At 71.9% G+C, this 18070-nt stretch carries 18 protein-coding genes; 10 read left to right on the forward strand and 8 right to left on the reverse strand.

Features of this window, described 5'->3' with window-relative positions; all coding sequences use genetic code 11:
• Position 1: 1 nt before the first annotated feature.
• From ACH4TP_RS18645 to ACH4TP_RS18670, 6 genes are all read left to right on the forward strand, one after another.
• Positions 2-688 (forward strand): hypothetical protein, encoded by a 687-nt coding sequence (locus ACH4TP_RS18645; protein WP_398438564.1) that lies wholly within the window; start codon positions 2-4, stop codon positions 686-688.
• Between the two features lie 31 nt (positions 689-719).
• A complete protein-coding gene (locus ACH4TP_RS18650; protein ID WP_398181216.1) occupies positions 720-1211 on the forward strand; it encodes an LURP-one-related/scramblase family protein in 492 nt (163 codons plus the stop codon).
• A gap of 187 nt (positions 1212-1398) precedes the next feature.
• The gene (locus tag ACH4TP_RS18655) at positions 1399-1776 is read left to right on the forward strand and encodes a hypothetical protein (protein ID WP_389222721.1); all 378 of its coding nucleotides are present in this window, start codon (positions 1399-1401) and stop codon (positions 1774-1776) included.
• Positions 1777-1787: 11 nt separating this feature from the next.
• Complete coding sequence (locus ACH4TP_RS18660) at positions 1788-3245, forward strand: hypothetical protein (protein WP_398438565.1); 1458 nt, start codon at positions 1788-1790, stop codon at positions 3243-3245.
• Between the two features lie 45 nt (positions 3246-3290).
• Complete coding sequence (locus tag ACH4TP_RS18665; RefSeq protein WP_389222717.1) at positions 3291-3899, forward strand: hypothetical protein; 609 nt, start codon at positions 3291-3293, stop codon at positions 3897-3899.
• Between the two features lie 7 nt (positions 3900-3906).
• Complete coding sequence (locus ACH4TP_RS18670; protein ID WP_398438566.1) at positions 3907-4746, forward strand: histidine kinase; 840 nt, start codon at positions 3907-3909, stop codon at positions 4744-4746.
• Here the strand turns inward: ACH4TP_RS18670 and ACH4TP_RS18675 are convergent.
• The gene (locus ACH4TP_RS18675) at positions 4743-5864 is read right to left on the reverse strand and encodes an SMI1/KNR4 family protein (protein ID WP_398438567.1); all 1122 of its coding nucleotides are present in this window, start codon (positions 5862-5864) and stop codon (positions 4743-4745) included. The genes ACH4TP_RS18670 and ACH4TP_RS18675 overlap by 4 nt on opposite strands.
• A 243-nt stretch (positions 5865-6107) precedes the next feature.
• Positions 6108-6911 carry a carbon-nitrogen family hydrolase gene (locus ACH4TP_RS18680; RefSeq protein ID WP_389222711.1) on the reverse strand — a complete coding sequence of 268 codons (804 nt, stop codon included), beginning with the start codon at positions 6909-6911 and terminating at the stop codon, positions 6108-6110.
• 155 nt (positions 6912-7066) lie between these two features.
• On the opposite strand from ACH4TP_RS18680, the gene ACH4TP_RS18685 reads away from it, so the two are divergent.
• On the forward strand, positions 7067-7894 hold the full coding sequence (locus ACH4TP_RS18685; protein WP_398181201.1) for a maleylpyruvate isomerase family mycothiol-dependent enzyme: 828 nt from the start codon (positions 7067-7069) through the stop codon (positions 7892-7894).
• 32 nt (positions 7895-7926) lie between these two features.
• On the opposite strand, the gene ACH4TP_RS18690 is transcribed toward ACH4TP_RS18685, so the two are convergent.
• From ACH4TP_RS18690 to pdhA, 5 genes are all read right to left on the reverse strand, one after another.
• Positions 7927-9219: a nitrate/nitrite transporter gene (locus ACH4TP_RS18690; RefSeq protein ID WP_389222707.1), complete on the reverse strand. Its 1293-nt coding sequence runs from the start codon at positions 9217-9219 to the stop codon at positions 7927-7929.
• Entirely contained in the window at positions 9216-9857 is a 642-nt protein-coding gene (locus tag ACH4TP_RS18695) for a GntR family transcriptional regulator (protein ID WP_389222705.1), read from the reverse strand. Before ACH4TP_RS18695 ends, ACH4TP_RS18690 begins: the two co-directional genes overlap by 4 nt.
• Before the next feature lie 90 nt (positions 9858-9947).
• On the reverse strand, positions 9948-11339 hold the full coding sequence (locus ACH4TP_RS18700) for a dihydrolipoamide acetyltransferase family protein (RefSeq protein ID WP_398438568.1): 1392 nt from the start codon (positions 11337-11339) through the stop codon (positions 9948-9950).
• A 13-nt stretch (positions 11340-11352) separates the two neighbouring features.
• The gene (locus tag ACH4TP_RS18705) at positions 11353-12333 is read right to left on the reverse strand and encodes an alpha-ketoacid dehydrogenase subunit beta (RefSeq protein WP_093875189.1); all 981 of its coding nucleotides are present in this window, start codon (positions 12331-12333) and stop codon (positions 11353-11355) included.
• Positions 12334-12335: 2 nt separating this feature from the next.
• On the reverse strand, positions 12336-13520 hold the full coding sequence (gene pdhA, locus ACH4TP_RS18710; protein ID WP_398438569.1) for a pyruvate dehydrogenase (acetyl-transferring) E1 component subunit alpha: 1185 nt from the start codon (positions 13518-13520) through the stop codon (positions 12336-12338).
• Positions 13521-13858: 338 nt separating this feature from the next.
• On the opposite strand from pdhA, the gene ACH4TP_RS18715 reads away from it, so the two are divergent.
• From ACH4TP_RS18715 to ACH4TP_RS18725, 3 genes are all read left to right on the forward strand, one after another.
• Positions 13859-14518 carry a response regulator gene (locus ACH4TP_RS18715; protein ID WP_389222699.1) on the forward strand — a complete coding sequence of 220 codons (660 nt, stop codon included), beginning with the start codon at positions 13859-13861 and terminating at the stop codon, positions 14516-14518.
• Positions 14519-14687: 169 nt separating this feature from the next.
• Positions 14688-15209 (forward strand): pyridoxamine 5'-phosphate oxidase family protein, encoded by a 522-nt coding sequence (locus ACH4TP_RS18720; protein WP_398438570.1) that lies wholly within the window; start codon positions 14688-14690, stop codon positions 15207-15209.
• A 15-nt stretch (positions 15210-15224) separates the two neighbouring features.
• On the forward strand, positions 15225-16241 hold the full coding sequence (locus tag ACH4TP_RS18725) for a phosphotransferase (RefSeq protein ID WP_398181187.1): 1017 nt from the start codon (positions 15225-15227) through the stop codon (positions 16239-16241).
• A 28-nt stretch (positions 16242-16269) separates the two neighbouring features.
• Here ACH4TP_RS18725 and ACH4TP_RS18730 read toward each other — a convergent pair whose 3' ends face one another.
• The gene (locus ACH4TP_RS18730) at positions 16270-17892 is read right to left on the reverse strand and encodes a protein kinase (protein ID WP_389222693.1); all 1623 of its coding nucleotides are present in this window, start codon (positions 17890-17892) and stop codon (positions 16270-16272) included.
• Positions 17893-18070: the final 178 nt, after the last annotated feature.

The raw sequence follows: 18070 nt of genomic DNA on the forward strand, positions 1-18070 counted from the left end.
CGTGGCCCTGTTCGAGACGCTGTTCGTCGTCCTCGGGGTGGCGCTCGTCGCCGCCCTCGCCGTCTTCGCCAAGACCAGGCTCTTCCCGGTCGGCGAGGACGAGGAGCCGCGCGAGGACGTCGCCGAGTACATCGCGATGATGGTGTCGGTGCTGTACGCCGTCGTGCTCGGGATCTGTCTGGTCTCCGTCTGGGACACCCGCGCCTCCGCCGACGACCACGCGCAGACGGAGGCGAGCGCCCTGCACCAGGCGTACGCCCGTCACGTCGTCGACGTCGAATGGCCGCAGATGGCCGTCCGCGAGCCGCTCGGCGACTCCGGCTGGACGCTGCTCGCGCGGCTCCGGAAGGCGAGCGAGGTGGACGACTCGGCCAAGGTGCCGGAGCAGATCGCGGCCCAGGAGGTGCTGGCCCAGCTCGGGTACGTCGACGACGCGCGGCGGGGGCGGGAGGCGGCGGCGCAGGAGCGGCTGTCGCCCGTGCTGTGGACGGGGCTGCTGATCGGGGGCGTGCTGACGCTGGCGTTCATGTTCCTCTTCGGGATCAAGAGGAGTAGGACGCACGTGGTGATGGTGATGGGGCTCTCCGGGTTCATCGCCTTCACGGTGCTGCTGATCCATCAGCTCGACTCGCCGTTCGGGGAGATGCTCGGGGCGTCGCCGGACGCGTTCACCCGTTACTTCGGGTGAGAAGCGGGGCGGGCGGGGCAGACATAGGACCGTGAAATATCTCGTACGGGACAAGATCTTCGCGATCGGCGACGACTACTGGATCGAGGACGAGCGGGGCCGCCACGCCTTCCTCGTCGACGGCAAGGCCCTGCGGCTGCGCGACACCCTGGAGCTGAAGGACCCCGACGGACAGGTCCTCGTCACCCTGCGGCAGAAGATGTTCAGCCTCCGGGACGCGATGACGATCGAGCGGGACGAGCGGCCGCTCGCGACCGTCCGCCGCAAACGGCTCTCCCTGCTCCGCAACCACTACCGGGTGACGCTCGTCGACGGCACCGAACTGGACGTCAGCGGCCGTGTCCTGGACCGCGAGTTCACCGTCGAGTACGAGGGCGAGCTCCTGGCGCACATCTCCCGGCAGTGGTTCCACGTCCGCGAGACCTACGCGGTGAACGTCGTCCGCGAGGACGCGGACGCGGCCCTGCAGATCGCGGTCGCCGTGTGCGTCATCCGGATGGCCGAGCGGGAGCGGGAGGACTAGACGGCGAACGGACCGGCGGCCAGGTCGCCGACGTGCCGTCCGGCCTTGCGTGCCGCACCGTCACCACGGAAACATACGATGCACCTGCAAAGTGGCAAGCATTCTTCCATGGGGGCAGTGCGGTATGGGCTTTGACGAGGAATGGGCCGGAATACGATCCGACGCGACGGAACAGGCCCCCGTCGGAATGCGGTTGAACCAGCTCGACGGCGGCGGCGGTGGCGGTGCGGCGGGCGGGGCGCCCGATCTCGCCACCGCACCAGCAAAGAAGAAGGCCGCGGCGAACACGATCGAGACCGAGCTGGAGCCGAACACCGGCAAGGCCGCACAGTGGGCGGACGCCGCCACCACGGAGGCCGTCGGCGGCTTCACCGGCTGGGCGACCGCGGCCGGTCTGAAGACCGTCGAGACCACCTGGGACAAGCAGGTCAGGACGCTCCTCGCCCGGCTCGCCTCCGAGAAGACCGCCCTGCGCGGCACGGCGGACGCCTTCGGCCGGCAGGAGACCGACACCCGCGCCCGTCTCGCGGGGGTCCAGCCGGCCTCCCGCATCGGTCAGTACTGAGGGGGCGGCCCGTGCTGACGTACGCCGAGATCATGACGACCGACCTGGGCAAGCTCGCCACCGCCGCCGACAAGTGGGACGAGATGGCGGGCGAGCTGCACAAGGTGGAGGAGCGCTACCGGGACAGCGTGCAGTCGCTGACCACCGCGCAGACCTGGCTGGGCGAGAGCGCGACCGCCGCCCACACCAACTTCGCCGCCACCCGCTACGAGTACCAGGCGGCACAGACGCAGGCAAAGGCCACCGCGACGCTGCTGCGCAACGCCCACGAGCAGTTCACGGAGCTGAAGAAGCAGCTGGAGAACGCCCGTGCCGACGCCGTGAAGGCCGGCATGAAGGTCTCCGAGGCGGGAAGGGTCGCGTACGACTACGACCGGCTGACCCCCGAGGAGCGCAGCGCGCTGCACCACGACCCGGACGGCGCGAGGAGCGTCCGGGAGGCCGAGGCGTCCTGGGCCGAACATCTGGACGGCTGCGTCAAGGCCTTCGACGTCGCCGACCAGGACCTGAAGAAGGACCTGGAGGCCGTGGTCCGGGACGGCTACGGCGACAAGAACGACGAGACCCTCGGCACCGGCTTCAACGGTGACGCGGGCAAGATCGCCGCGGCCGACGACAAGGCCAAGGACGACCGGATGGACCTGGCCTGGCTGAAGATGAAGGACGACGAGACGCTCGACGACTACGTCCAGCGGCTCCAGCGCGACGGCATCGCCAAGCTCACCGGCAACGAGAAACTCGCCGATCTGGTCGACAAGTTCACCCGGGGCGCCATCACGGCGGGCGCCTTCTCCAGCGCCCTGACGGCCGCCGGCCTCTACTCGTACAAGCTGTCCAAGGCGCTACGGCCGCCGTTCACGCACCCGACCGCGCCCGGCACCTTCCTGTCGAAGCAGTTCAACATGCGGCTGGCGGGGGCCGCTCCGGGCAGTCTGCTCAGCAAGGTGCCGCCGGGGGTCGCGACCGCGATCACCGGCTCCGACGAGGCCGCCATGTACGGCGGGTTCATGCGCAACGGCGCCTTCTTCATGCCGACGGCCGCCGAGGCCAACCTGCTGAAGGTCGCGCAGAACGGCGGCCTCGCCAACGCGGCCAAGGCAGCGGGCTGGCTGCGCGGCGCGGGTGTCGTCGGCGGCGTGGCCGCCACCGCGTACGGCGTGGCCAACCTCGCCACGTACGACACGGACATGATCAAGGCGGACCCGGCGAAGTTCGCCACGGACCTCACCGGGACGGCCTTCAACGCCTCGCTGACCGCGCTGACCGTGGCCCCGAACCCGGTCACGCTCGGCCTCGCGGTCGGTACGGGCGTTGCGTACGGCGCGGCGCTGATCTGGGACAACCACGAGGCGATCGGGAAGGGCCTGGAGGCGGCCGGGGACTGGGTCGGCGACACGGCGTCCGACATCGGGAACGGGCTCAAGGACGGGGCGAAGAAGCTCGGCAGCGCGCTGAACCCCTTCGACTGAGCCCCTTCGACCGAGCCCCTTCGACTGCACAGGAGTTTGAGACAGATGCACATCCAGGTGACCCCCTTCGAACTCCAGGCGTGGAAGGAGGGGAACCGGCACGACTACCGCGCCGGCTGGAAGGGGGTCTCGCCGGAGTTCGGCGAGATCCTGCTGACCTGCCCCCTCCCCCGCACCTCCCCCGAGTCGCTCGTCTCGGAGGTGCGCGGCGGGCTGCTGCCGACCGCCTCCTTCGAGGCGCGCGGGATGCACGTCGAGGGGATGAAGCTGCCGGGCCTGAACCGGTCCACGCTGCGGGTCGGCGACCGGGTCGTGTACGTGGAGCGGAACCGTTTCGGCGCCACGCTGGAGCAGCGCGCCCTGGCGATGCGGTACGCGGGCGACCACTACCGGCTCGCGGCCCTCGACAAGCACGGCTACGTCCTGACCCGCGCCGCGGACGACGAGGACCCCGGCGTGCGGATCACCGTCCAGGAGACCGGGCGCGGCAAGGGCCGTCGGCTCTCCGTGCGGGTCGACGGGCGCGCCGAGGGCGGGGACCTGTCGCTCGCCCTGATCTTCGCGGGCGTGGACCGCTCCACGCTGACGCAGCTCGGCGCGGTGAAGGCCGGGCTGTCCCGCGTGACCCACTTCTGGACCGAGTCCCAGTACTGACCACCTGATGAGTGAGCGTGAGATGCCTTCCTTCGACGTGACCCGATCCCGTTTCCGGCTGAACGACGACGAGGTTTTCGTCCTCGCCCAGCTGGCGACCGGTCAGCCGGTCCCGGACTCCCTGGAGCCGGCGGCGGCGCGGCTGCGGGACGCCGGTCTTGTCAACGGGGCGGGGGAGCTGTCGGCCCTCCTGCTGCCGCTGATGAAGACCCTCGTGCAGCCGTCCGTGATCGTCTCCCTGGAGGCCGGCGGCCGGCAGGGCACCCTGCACCACGGGCTGCTGATCGGCGACGAGCACGTCGTGTGCCACGAGACCTGGCCGGGCGAGGAGGAGGCCGAGTACCGGCTCGTGGAGCCCAGGACCGTGGTGTGGACGCTCGCCGACCTGGTGGCCCTGCGGCAGTCGGGCGAGTTCGAGGGCGAGGAGGTCGTGGAGACGACGGTGGGCGTCCTGGAGGCCGGGCTCGCGGCCCTGGAGAAGGCCTCCGCGGAGCCCGGCGCGAACGAACGGGCGCTGGTCGCGGAGGCGCTGCGCGCGGCGGGAGGCACTTCCGTGACCGCCTCGACCGCCTCCCGGCTCGCGGACCTGATCGTCGAGCTCCGCTCCCAGTGGCGCATGACCGCCGCCTGGCAGGGCCGGCAGGACGGCGCCCAGGGCGTGGTCGCCCGCACGGTCGCCGCCTGGGACTGCGGCCCGCTCGGCTACTGGCTGCGCGAACTGCCCGCCGAGCCCCTCGCGGAGGGCGGCGCGCCCGCCGACGGCCCGTTCCGGCTGCGCCCGGTCACCCCGAAGCGCGTCTGGCAGGAACTGACCGCGCTGCTCCCGGACGCGACGGAGCTGCGCTAGTCGTCGTCCTCCGGGCCGTACTGCTCGAAGTCGATGGCCTCCAGCGGGTCCTCGTGGGGGCGTACGAGGCGGGGGAAGCCGTCCGTGACGAGTTCGCCGCGCAGCCAGGCGAGGAGGGTCGCGGTGAGGGTGCCGGTGAGGGGCGGGCCCTGGTCGGCGTGGCGCGGGACGACGATCAGGGGCCAGTCGTCGGGGGTGTCGCCCTCGGTGAGCCAGCACAGCTGGTCGCCGTCGATGGAGTCGGCGAAGGGCAGGAAGCCGCCGAGCTCGGGCCAGACGGCCAGCGGGTGGTACTGGGGGTGGTCGGCGCGCAGGCCCCGGTAGGCCTCGCCGTACCACTCCTCCGTGCCCGCCAGGTCGTAGTGCCCGGTGCCCAGCGGGGTGCTGAAGCGCAGCCACTGGCACCAGGCGCCGCCGCCGTACGCCTCCATCAGCCGGACGTACTCGGTGGGCAGGCGGGTGCCGAGCCGCTCGTACAGCCACTCCCAGCTCTGCTCGCCGAGGTACGGCTCCGCGGGCGGCGGGACCAGGGCGGTGAGGGTGTCGAGGCCGGTACCGCCGCCGGTGAGGGCCGCGCGCTGCTCGGGGGTCGGTTCGGGGCGGCGGGCCGGCGGGGTCCAGGCGGACAGTTCGCCGCCCGCCATGCCGCTGCGGGCGAGCCGCGGGCGCAGGCCGTCGGAGACGAAACCGGCGAGGGTGGGCAGGAGGGTGGTGCCGGGCCGGAGCCAGGGGTCCTTGCCGGAATTGGCGAGATCCTGCACATGGACGACGACGGGCCACTGGTCCGGGTCGTCCGAGGCGGTCGTGTCCCAGTAGAGCGTGTCGGCCCTGCGGGTGGCGCCGAAGGGGAGGACACCGGGGGCGGCCCGGCGGCCCTCCTCGACGAAGCGGCCGTAGTCGAAGAGGCGCGCGTCGCTCGCGAACGGCGTGTGCAGCCACAGCCGTTCGCCGATGTCGAGCGGACCGTACGCGGCGGCTATCGCCTTGTAGTCGGCGGGCAGGCGGAGGCCGGTCCACTCCTCGACCGCGTCCCAGTCGACGGGTGGGGCCGGTTCCTCGGGCGGCGGCCCGAAGAGCGCGGCGAAGGCGGCGAGGGCGGCCGTGGCGGGGTCGGTCACGGGGGTGGGGGCCTCTCGGTGGGGCTGGGTGGAGTGGGGTGGGGTGGGGGCTGAGCGGGGCGGCCCGGGCCGGGCAGCGCGGGGCCGGCCGGCCCCGGGCCGGGCCCGGCCGGCGGTGCTCAGAGGCGGCGGGGCCCGGCCCCGTAGTGCTCGGGCGCGGCGAGGCCCGGCCCTGCGGTGCTCGGGCGCGGCGAGGCCCGGGGCCCCACCGCGCTCAGGCACGCCACGGCGGGCGGGCGGCGCTCAGCCCCGTCGGATGCGCGGGGCCGCGATCCCCAGCACCCGGTCCTTGAGCGCCGGGAACTCCTCGCGGGTCGTGCGGACCTTCGCCGGGTCGAGGACGACGCGGAGGATCTCCTCGTCGGGACCGGCTTCGGCGAGGGTCTCGCCCCAGGGGTCGACGACGATCGAGTGACCGGCCTGTTCGACGCCCGCGTGGGTGCCGGCGGTGCCGCAGGCGAGGACGTACGCCTGGTTCTCGACGGCACGGGCCCTGGCCAGGAGCGTCCAGTGGGCGCGGCGGCGGGCGGGCCAGCCGGCCGGGACGACGAAGGCCTGGGCGCCCGCGTCGACGAGCCCGCGGAAGAGCTCGGGGAAGCGCAGGTCGTAGCAGGTGGCGACGCCGACGGTGAGGAGCGGCAGGTCGACGGTGACGAGGTCCTCGCCGGCGGCCATGAGCACGGCCTCGCCCTTGTCGAAGCCGAAGCGGTGGATCTTCCGGTAGGAGGCGACGAGTTCGCCGTCGGGGGAGAGGACGAGCGAGGTGTTGTAGAGGGCGCCGCCCTCCGCCTCGACGAAGGAGCCGGCATGCAGCCAGACCCCGGCGTCACGGGCGGCCGCCGCCATCGCCCGGTGGGTGGGGCCGTTCAGCGGCTCGGACTCGGCGGCGAAGAGGTCGGACGCGAAGGCGCCGACGGTCCACAGTTCCGGGAGGACCACGAGGTCGGCGCGGCCGGATTCCTCCCCTACGAGACGGGCCACGCGGGCCCGTCTGGCATCAACCGGTTCGTCCGGGTCTACCGCGATCTGGATCAGCGAGGCGCGCACACTACCACCGTCCTGGCATTCGAGCCGTCAACACCGGCCTACGATCGTCACACGAAAGCACTGCCGGGGTGCCTTCGGGCAGCGTAACTTAGCGTCCGAGCCTCCCACCCAGTCGTGTTTTCAGCCCGCGCACCGAAGAACCGCCGAGGGGTCCCGTGACCGTCCATCCCAGCCTCCAGAACTACGCCGACGCCTGGACCCATTCCATCGAGGCGATAGCCGAGCTGGTGCAGCCGCTCGTGGAGAGCGAATGGAACCGGCCGACCCCGTGCATCGGCTGGTCGGTGCGGGACATCGTGTCCCATGTGATCGGCATGGAGACGGAGATGCTCGGCGACCCGCGGCCGATCCACTCCCTGCCCCGCGACCTGTACCACGTGCGCAGTGACTTCGCCCGCTACATGGAGGTCCAGGTCGATGTGCGGCGGCACCACACCTCCCCGGAGATGACCTCGGAGCTGGAGTACATCCTGATCCGGCGGGCCCGTCAGCTCCGCAACGAGACCCGCTCCCCCGAGCACCTGATCCGCGCCCCCCTCAGCGCCGAGCAGACCCTCGAAACGGGCTACCGGGACCGGGCCTTCGACGTGTGGGTGCACGAGCAGGACCTGCGGACGGCGCTGGGCGTGCCGGGGAACCTGGACTCGGCGGGTGCGCTGGTGGCCCGGGACGTGCTCCTGGAGGCGCTGCCGGACGTGGTCGCCAAGGACGCCGGGGCGCCCGCGTCCTCGGCGGTGGTGCTCGACGTGACCGGGCCGGTGGAGTTCCTGCGGACGATACGGGTGGACGCGGAGGGCCGCGGCACGATCGACGGCGCGCCGTCGCTGGGTCCCGCGGTGACGCTGACGACGGACTGGGAGACGTTCGTGCGCCTCGCCTGCGGCCGGGTCCGGCCGGCCGAGGTGGCCGACCGGGTCAAGACCGAGGGCGACGCCGAGCTGGCGGCGGCGATCCTGGACAACTTCGCGGTGACGCCCCGCTGATGTGGTGACGCCCCGGTAGATACCGCCAGGTTCTATACCGGTACGTGCACGGCCTCGACGCGGCTGGCGACGAGCCGTTCCTTCTCCCTGCGGTGGGTGCGGGCCTTGAGGCGCAGGATCTGCACGAGTCCGAGGCTCTCCAGGACGAAGACCGAGGAGAACGCGATCCGGTAGTTGCCGCCGGTCGCGTCGAGCAGCACGCCCACGGCGAGCAGCGTCGTCATCGAGGCGACGAAACCACCCATGTTGACGATGCCCGAGGCGGTGCCCTGACGCTCCGGCGGGTTGGCCGGGCGGGCGAAGTCGAAGCCGATCATCGAGGCCGGTCCGCAGGCGCCGAGGACCAGGCAGAGGGTGACGAGCAGCCACATCGGCGCGTGGCCGGGGTACGCGAGGGTGGTCCCCCACAGCAGGGCGGTGGCCGCGACCGTGCCGAGGGCGAGGGGGGCGCGGGCCGCGTGGTGGCGGGCGATGATCTGCCCGTACGCGAGGCCGACGAGCATGTTCGAGAGCACGACCAGGGTGAGCAGGGTTCCGGCGGTAGACCGGGACAGGCCCTGCGCCTCGACGAGGTATGGCAGGCCCCACAGCAGCAGGAACACCATGGCCGGGAACTGGGTGGTGAAGTGCACCCACATGCCGAGCCGGGTGCCGGGCTCGCGCCAGGACTCGGCGATCTGGCGGCGGACGAAGGCGGCGCCCGCGTGGGCGGAGGGCGTCGGCTCGTAGCCCTCGGGGTGGTCCTTGAGGAGGAGCAGCAGCAGGACGAGGACGAGGACGCCCGCGAGGGAGCTGCCGACGAAGGTGGTCGTCCAGCCGAGGCCGTGCAGGGCGCGGGCGATGAAGACGGTGGAGACGAGGTTGCCTGCCATGCCGATGAGCCCGGCGAGCTGGGCGATCAGCGGGCCCCGGCGGGCGGGGAACCAGCGGCTGCCGAGCCGCAGGACGCTGATGAAGGTCATGGCGTCGCCGCAGCCGAGGAGGGCGCGGGAGGCGAGGGCCGTGCCGTACGAGGGGGAGAGCGCGAAGCCCAGCTGGCCGATGGTGAAGAGGACGACGCCGAGGGTCAGGACCTTCTTGGTGCCGAGCCGGTCGACGAGGAGGCCGACGGGTATCTGCATGCCCGCGTAGACGAGCAGCTGGAGTATGGAGAAGGTGGAGAGCGCGGAGGCGTTGACGTCGAAGCGGTCGGCGGCGTCGAGTCCGGCGACGCCCAGGGACGTACGGAAGATGACGGCGACGAAGTAGACGGAGACGCCGACGCCCCAGACGAGGGCGGCCTTCTTTCCGCCGGGAGGGTCTCCGGGCAGGCTGACCGTGCTCATCGGGCCTCACCCCGGACCAGGACCTTGACCCAGCTGAGGTGCTGGCGGACGCAGTGCGCGGCGCCCTCGACGTCGCCGGCCTTGATGCGGTCGAGGATCTCGGCGTGCTCGGTGATGTTCTTGGCGACGCGGTCGGGCTGGGACTGCATCACGGCGACGCCCATGCGCAGTTGCCGGTCGCGGAGCTGGTCGTAGAGGCGGGCGAGGATCTGGTTTCCGGCGTGCCGGACGATCTCGGCGTGGAAGCAGCGGTCGGTGACGGCGACCTCGGCGAGGTCCCCGGCCTCGGCATGCCGCTTCTGCTCCTCCAGGAGCTCTTCGAGGCGGGCGATCAGGGAGGCGGGCGCGGGCACGGCCCGGCGGACGGCGAACTCCTCGACGAGCAGCCGGGTCTCGACGACGTCGGCGATCTCCTGGGCGGAGACGGCGAGGACGAGGGCGCCCTTCTTCGGGTAGAGCTTGAGCAGCCCTTCCATCTCCAGCTTGAGCAGCGCCTCGCGGACGGGCGTCCGGGACACCCCGACGGCCTGGGCGAGTTCGCCCTCGGTGAGGAGGGTGCCTCCCTCGTAGCGCCGGTCGAGTACGGCCTGCTTGACGTGCATGTAGACGCGGTCTGCTGCTGGGGGTGCGGATGCCATGAACACAGCTTAGATACAACAGAGGTGCAACAAACAGGCCCGTCCGCGATACGGACGGGCCTGTTTCACGTGAAACGGTCACATGGGATGTCAGGCCCAGGTGATGAGCCTCTTCGGGTTCTCCAGGACCGCGGCGACGTCCGCCAGGAACTTGGAGCCGAGTTCGCCGTCGACCAGGCGGTGGTCGAAGGAGAGGGCCAGGGTGGTGACCTGGCGGGGCTTCACCTTGCCCTTGTGGACCCACGGCTGGAGCTTGATCGCGCCGACCGCGAGGATCGCGGACTCGCCGGGGTTCAGGATGGGCGTACCGGTGTCGACGCCGAAGACGCCGACGTTGGTGATGGTGAAGGTGCCGCCCTGCATCGCCGCCGGGGTGGTCTTGCCCTCGCGGGCGGTGGCGACGAGCTCGCTCAGGGACTGCGAGAGCTCGGGCAGGGTCTGGGCGTGCGCGTCCTTGATGTTCGGCACGATCAGACCGCGCGGGGTGGCCGCGGCGATGCCCAGGTTCACGTAGTGCTTGAGGACGATCTCCTGGTTCGCCTCGTCCCAGGCCGCGTTGATGTCCGGGTTGCGCTTGACGGCGACCAGGACGGCCTTGGCGATGAGGAGGAGCGGGTTGACCCGCAGGCCCGCCATGTCCTTGTCGGACTTGAGCTCCTCGACCAGCTTCATCGTGCGCGTGATGTCGAAGGTCACGAACTCGGTGACGTGCGGCGCGGTGAAGGCCGAGCCGACCATCGCCGCCGCCGTGGCCTTCCGTACGCCCTTGATGGGGATACGGGTCTCCCGGGCGTCCGACGCGGCGGCGGGCGCCGCCTGGGCCGGAGCCGCGACCGGGGCGGGGGCCGCCACGGGCGCGGGGGCCTCGACGACCGGGGCGGGTGCCGGGGCGGCGGCCGCGTGGACGTCCTCGCGGGTGATGATCCCGTCCGGGCCGGTCGGGGTGACCGTCGCCAGGTCGACGCCGAGGTCCTTGGCGAGCTTGCGCACCGGCGGCTTGGCCAGCGGGCGCTCGGCGGCCGGAGCGTGGCCGTTCAGCTGCTCGGGCACGACCGCCGCGGCGGGCTCGGCGGCCGTCGTCCTGCGGGCCCGGCGCTTGGTGGAGGACGCGGCCACGCCGTAGCCGACGAGGACCGGCTGACGGCCCTCCGGCGCGGGCTCGGCGGCCGGCTCGGCCACCGGCTCCTGCGCGGGGGCGGCGGCCGCGGCCGGGGCCGCCGGCGCCTCGGGCTCGGCGCCGCCACCGACGTTCACCGAGATGATGACCTGGCCGACGTCGACCGTGGTGCCCTCGGGGAAGAGCAGCTCGTGGACCGTGCCGTCGAAGGGGATCGGCAGCTCGACGGCGGCCTTGGCCGTCTCGACCTCGCAGACGACCTGCCCGTCGGTGACGGTGTCACCGGGCTGGACGTACCACTTGAGGATCTCGGCCTCGGTCAGGCCCTCGCCCACGTCGGGCATCTTGAATTCGCGGATCGTCATGGTCGTGCTCTCCTCAGTACGCCAGCGAGCGGTCGACGGCGTCGAGCACGCGGTCCAGGCCCGGCAGGTACTCCTCCTCCAGGCGCGCCGGCGGGTACGGCGCGTGGTAGCCGCCGACCCGCAGGACGGGGGCCTCCAGGTGGTAGAAGCAGCGCTCGGTGATGCGGGCGGCGATCTCCGCGCCGGAGCCGAAGAACACCGGGGCCTCGTGGACGACCACCAGGCGGCGGGTCTTCTCGACCGAGGCCTGGATGGTGTCGAAGTCGAGCGGGGAGATCGAGCGCAGGTCCACGACCTCGATCGACTTGCCCTCCTCGGCCGCGGCGGCGGCCGCCTCCAGGCAGGTCTTCACCATCGGGCCGTAGGCGACGAGGGTGAGGTCCGTGCCCTCGCGGGCGACGCGGGCCTTGTGCAGCTCGCCGGGGATGGCCTCGGTGTCGACCTCGCCCTTGTCCCAGTAGCGGCGCTTGGGCTCGAAGAAGATGACCGGGTCGTCGCTCTGGATCGCCTGCTGGAGCATCCAGTAGGCGTCGGAGGAGTTCGCCGGGGTGACGACCTTGAGGCCCGCGACGTGCGCGAAGAGCGACTCGGGGGACTCGGAGTGGTGCTCGACCGCGCCGATGCCGCCGCCGTACGGGATGCGGATGACGACCGGCATCTTCACCGTGCCGAGCGAACGGGCCCGCATCTTCGCCAGCTGCGTGACGATCTGGTCGTACGCCGGGAAGACGAAGCCGTCGAACTGGATCTCCACGACCGGCCGGTAGCCGCGCAGGGCGAGGCCGATCGCGGTGCCGACGATGCCGGACTCGGCGAGCGGGGTGTCGACGACCCGGTCCTCGCCGAAGTCCTTCTGCAGACCGTCGGTGATGCGGAAGACACCGCCGAGCTTGCCGACGTCCAGGCCCATGATGACGACCTTGGGGTCGGTCTCCAGGGCCTTGCGCAGCGACTCGTTGAGCGCCTTCGCCAGGGGAAGCTTCTGAACAGCCATGATTACTCGGCCTCTCCGCCCTCGAAGGACGCCTGGTAGGCGGCGAACTGCGCGCGCTCCTCGTCGACGAGCGCGTGCCCGTCCGCGTACGTGTGGTCGAACATCGCCATGTGGTCCGGGACGGGCATGGCGCGGACGACCTCACGGACGTGCTTGCCGAGGGTCTCGCTCTCCGCCTCCAGCTCCTCGAAGAAGGCCGCGTCGGCGTGGCCCTCGTTCTCCAGGTACACCTTGAGGCGCAGGATCGGGTCCTTGGCCTCCCACGCCTCGCGCTCCGCGTCGCGGCGGTAGCGGGTCGGGTCGTCGGAGGTGGTGTGGGCGGCCATCCGGTAGGTGAACGCCTCGATGAGCGTCGGGCCCTCGCCGCGGCGGGCGCGCTCCAGGGCCGAGCGGGTCACGGCCAGGCAGGCGAGGACGTCGTTGCCGTCGACGCGGACGCCGGGGAAGCCGAAGCCGCGGGCGCGCTGGTAGAGCGGGACGCGCGTCTGCTTCTCGATGGGCTCGGAGATGGCCCACTGGTTGTTCTGGCAGAAGAACACGACCGGGGCGTTGTAGACCGCGGAGAACACGAACGACTCGTTGACGTCGCCCTGGCTGGAGGCGCCGTCGCCGAAATAGGCGAGTACGGCGGAGTCCGCGCCGTCCTTGGCGATGCCCATGGCGTAGCCGGTGGCGTGCAGGGTCTGCGAGCCGAGGACGATCGTGTACAGGTGGAAATTGTTGCTGTTGGGATCCCAGCCGCCGTTGTTCACGCCGCGGAACATGCCCAGCAGGTTCGTCGGGTCGACCCCGCGGCACCAGGCGACGCCGTGCTCGCGGTAGGTCGGGAAGACGTAGTCGTCATCGCGCAGGGCCCGGCCGGAACCGATCTGCGCCGCCTCCTGGCCGAGCAGCGAGGCCCACAGGCCCAGCTCGCCCTGCCGCTGCAGGGCGGTGGCCTCGGCGTCGAAACGACGGGTGAGGACCATGTCGCGGTAGAGGCCGCGCAGCTCCTCGGCGCTCAGGTCGATGTCGTACTCGGGGTGCTGGACGCGCTCCCCCTCGGGCGTCAGCAGCTGAACGAGCTCGGGCTCCGTGGCCGTGGTGGCCGTCGCCTTCTTGGTGGTGCTCGTGCTCGCGCTTGCGGTGCGCTTGGTGCCGCTGCTGCGTCGCGTCGTCTTGCGCGCGGCAGTGCTCTCCACGGTCACGTGCGTGCTCCTCCGTCGGTCCGGCCCCCGGGTTCGCCGGTGAGGCCAGTGCGGCTCCGCCTTGTCCGTACCTTCGCACGGGGTGGGTGCGACGCGGCCGGAGTCGGGCGTGACAGGTGCTCCGGCGAACGCCGTCATAGGCACGTTACCCATGACGCGGCATTCCCGCGAAACCCCACCTGACCTGCGATTTTGCTTGGATTTCCAAGTAAATCGAGAAATAGGGGAAACGCCGCTGGTCAGCGCATGGACAACGGCCCGACGCCCTCGTCGGAACACCCGGCACGTTATCCCGCGCACCCCGGGCGCCGGAAGACCCAATATGTGAGACTGACCGCGTGCGCGAACAAGGAAAAATCACGGTATTTCTGCTGGATGACCATGAAGTCGTGCGGCGCGGCGTCCACGAGCTGCTCTCCATGGAGAGCGACATCGAGGTGGTCGGCGAGGCCGGGACGGCGGCGGACGCGCTGGTCAGGATCCCCGCGGTCCGCCCCGACGTCGCGGTGCTCGACGTCCGGCTGCCCGACGGCAGCGGGGTGGAGGTGTGCCGGGAGATCCGCTCGCAGGACGAGTCGATCAAGTGCCTGATGCTGACCTCGTACGCGGACGACGAAGCCCTCTTCGACGCGATCATGGCCGGGGCCTCCGGTTATGTCCTCAAGGCCATCCGGGGAAACGAACTCCTCCAGGCCGTGCGGGACGTGGCCGCCGGAAAGTCCCTCCTCGACCCGGTGGCCACCGCCCGGGTCCTGGAGCGGCTGCGCAACGGCAACAACAGCAAGGGCGACGACAGACTGGCCAACCTGACGGAACAGGAGCGCAAGATCCTGGACCTGATCGGCGAGGGCCTGACGAACCGGGTCATCGGCGAGCGGCTCCACCTCGCGGAGAAGACCATCAAGAACTACGTCTCCAGCCTGCTGTCGAAGCTGGGCATGGAGCGGCGCTCGCAGGCCGCGGCGTACGTGGCGCGGCTCCAGGCCGAGCGCCGCTAGGGCCCGTCCGGCGGATCAGGGCCGGAAGGCCCTTGGGACCCGTGCGGCCCCGGTCCCGCCCGTACGGGCCCGGCCGGGGCCGATGAGCCGTTTTCGGGACCTAAGGCCCCGTCGAACCGGGGCAGGGGCCCCTTTTCCGGCACGGTGCCGGTGGCGGAGAGTGGACGTCATGTCCACCGACGAGGCCCTGTCCGCCGACGAGACCGTGTCCGCCGACGAGATCCGCGCCATCGAGCTGCTCGGCCGCGTGTCGTACGGCCGGGTGGCGACGAGCATGCGGGCGATGCCGTTCGTCGCCCCCGCCCGCCACGTCGTGGCCGACGGCCGCGTCCTGCTCCGGATGCACCGCGGCCTGGGCTACCACCGCGCGTGCAACGGCAGCGTCGTCGCGTACGGCGCGGACAACTTCGGCTCCGGCACCGAGCGGATCTGGTCCGTGCAGTTCACCGGCACCGCCGAGATCGTCGAGCCGACGACGGAGGAGCTGGCCGCCTTCGGCCCCGAGCCCGTCCGGGTGGACGGCGAGCCCTTCACCCCGGTGTTCCTGCGGATCGAACCGCAGTTCGTGACGGTCCACGAGCTCGACTACAGCGGCCGGCCGGAAGCCGGTTCCACGGGGCATTCCGAAAAGCGTCCCGAAGAGCATTCCGAAGAGCGTTCCGAAGAGCGACACCTCCACCACGCAGCGTGATCTAACATCTGCGGAGTGCCGCGCTCATCTGTACCCCCCGCTCCGCCCCTCCGCCCCCTCCTGCGCCGCTACACGGACGTCGGCGAGCCCCTCTCCTGCGTCCCCGTCACCGAGGGCCTGCTCAACCGCGGCTACCGGCTCTCCACCACACGCGGCGCCTACTTCCTCAAACAGCACCTGGACGCCCCCACCTCCGACCGGGCCACCATCACCCGCCAGCACCGCGCCACCCAGCGCCTGGCCGCCCTCGGACTGCCCGTGGCCCCGCCGCTCCCCGACAGCCGGGGCCGCACGGTCGCGCTCGTCGGAGGCCACTGCTACGCCCTGCACCCCTGGGTCGACGGCCGCCACCGCCACGGCGCCCAGCTCTCCACCGGCTGCTCACGCCGCCTCGGCACCCTCCTCGGCCGCGTCCACACCTGTCTGGAGCAGGTCATGGAGTCCCCGCCGCCGGGCGGCGACCACGAGAGCGCCCACCCCGAGGACACCTTCCGGGCCATCGACGAACTGCTCCGCCTCGCCCGCGCGCACCGCCCCCGCGACAACTTCGACGCGCTCGCCGAGCACCGGCTCAGGGAGCGCCGCAGGCTGCTCGCCCAGCACGCCCACCACCGTCCGCCGCCCGCCTCCGCGGCCGGCTGGGTGCACGGCGACTTCCACCCGCTGAACCTGCTCTACCGGGGCGCGGAGCCCGCCGCGATCGTCGACTGGGACCGGCTGGGGGTCCGCCCCAGGGCCGAGGAGGCGGTCAGGGCCGCCGCCATCTTCTTCGTACGGCCGGAGGGGCAGCTCGCCCTGGAGAAGGTGCGGCCCTACGCGCGCGCGTACCGGAGGGCGACGGGCGCGGACGGCGCCGAGCTGGCGGCGGCGGCGCACCGGGTGTGGTGGGAGCGGCTCAACGACTTCTGGACGCTGCGCTGGCGCTACCAGCTGCACGACCGGAGGGCCGACCCGCAGTTCCCCGCGGTGTCGGCCCTGGCGGTCTGGTGGACGCGGGAGTACGCGGCGGTCCGCGACGCCTTCGCCGGTTGACCGTCCCGCCCGGTCCGCCGCGCCGTGGTCAGCCGGTGACCGCGCCCGCGCCCGTCGGCGGGGTGTCCGGGTTGCCGTTGCCGCCGGAGGAGTCGTCGGTCGGCTGGTCCGTCGGCTGCGTCGGCTGGTCCGTCGTCGGCTGGTCCGTCGGCTCCGTCGGCTCGCCCGTGGACTGCGTCGGCGGGGCGGTCGTCGGCTGCGTCGGGGGCGCGGTCGTCGGCTCGCCCGTGGACCGGGTCGGCTCCTGCGTCGTCGGCGGGTTCCACGGCTGCTGGGTCGAGCCGCCGTCGGTCGAGGTGCCCGGGTCCTCGGTCTGGTCGTGGGTGGGCTCGTCCGTGGCGGTGGGCTCCTCGGAGGCGGTCGACGGCGAGTCGGTGACGGTCTTCGTCGGCTGCACCCCGCCGCCCTCGCCCGAGCCGCCCGACTTGTCGATCGCGTACGCGACGCCGGCGACGATCGCGATCAGCGCGAGCGCGGCGAACAGCCACATCTTGGCCCGGTTGCCGCGGCCGCCGTTCTGCGCGCCGTACCCGTCCTGGCCGTAGCCGCCCGTGCCGCTGTCGTAGCCGCCGTACCCGCCGACGCCGCCGTCGTCCGGGTTCCTCGGCGGGAGGATCGGGCCCTGCGCGGTCTCGCCGTGCATGGGGTGGCCCATCGCGGTCGTCGCGGCCATGCCGCCGCCCTGGGTGTGCCCGCCGTCGTACATCTCGACCGGCCCGGTGCTCCACGTGCCGGTGTAGCCGCCCTGCTGCTGGAGCATCGACAGGGCGTACTGGATGAGCCCGCGCATCTCCTCAGCGCTCTGGAACCGGTCGTCCGGGTCCTTCGCGAGCGAGCGCATCACCAGGCCGTCGAGCTCCGGCGGCACCGATCCCGTCACGTCGGACGGCGGGACGGGCGCGTCCTGGACGTGCTGGTACACGACGGAGAGCGGGGTCTCGCCGGTGAACGGGGGACGCAACGCGAGGAGTTCGTAGAGCAGGCAGCCCGTCGCGTACAGGTCGGAGCGGTGGTCGACCGCCTTGCCGAGGGCCTGCTCGGGGGAGAGGTACTGCGGGGTGCCCATGACCATGCCGGTCTGGGTCATCGTCGACTGCGCGCCGTGCAGGGCGCGCGCGATGCCGAAGTCCATGACCTTCACCGCACCGCTGTTGGTGATGATCACGTTCGCCGGCTTGATGTCGCGGTGCACGATGCCGTGCTGGTGCGAGTAGGCCAGCGCCTCCAGGACCCCGGAGACGATGATGAGCGCCTGCTCGGGACCCGGCGCCTCGGCGCTGAGCAGCAGGTCGCGGATGGTGCGGCCCTCGACGAGCTCCATCACGATGTACGGGACGGGCCGGCCGCCCACGAGGTCCTCGCCGGAGTCGTACACGGCGACGATGGCGTGGTGGTTGAGCCCGGCGACGGACTGTGCCTCGCGGGTGAAGCGGGCCTTGGAGACCGGGTCCTCGGCGAGATCGGCGCGCAGCAGCTTCACGGCCACGGTGCGGCCGAGCCGTACGTCCTCGGCGGCGAAGACCTCCGCCATGCCGCCCCGGCCCAGACGGTGCGTCAGGCGGTAGCGGCCGTCGCCGACGACACCTCCCTCGCCCCAGGATTCCGCCGACGCGTCCGGCACACCGTTACCTGCTCCGGATTCGGGTGCCATCGTTCCTCGCCGTCGTCTGTCGTGCCGTGTCCAGTCGTCACGCTACAGGCTTCGTGGGACACCACGGTCCGAGATGGACCGGCCATCCAACCCCCTCGACGTACACCTGTGCAAATTCGACGGGTTTCATCCGGCCGTGCGGAAACGGTTCGGGGAAGCTTCCTGTGCGGAGGGTCAC

Source organism: Streptomyces sp. NPDC021012 (assembly GCF_044333355.1).
Taxonomy (GTDB): Bacteria; Actinomycetota; Actinomycetes; order Streptomycetales; family Streptomycetaceae; genus Streptomyces.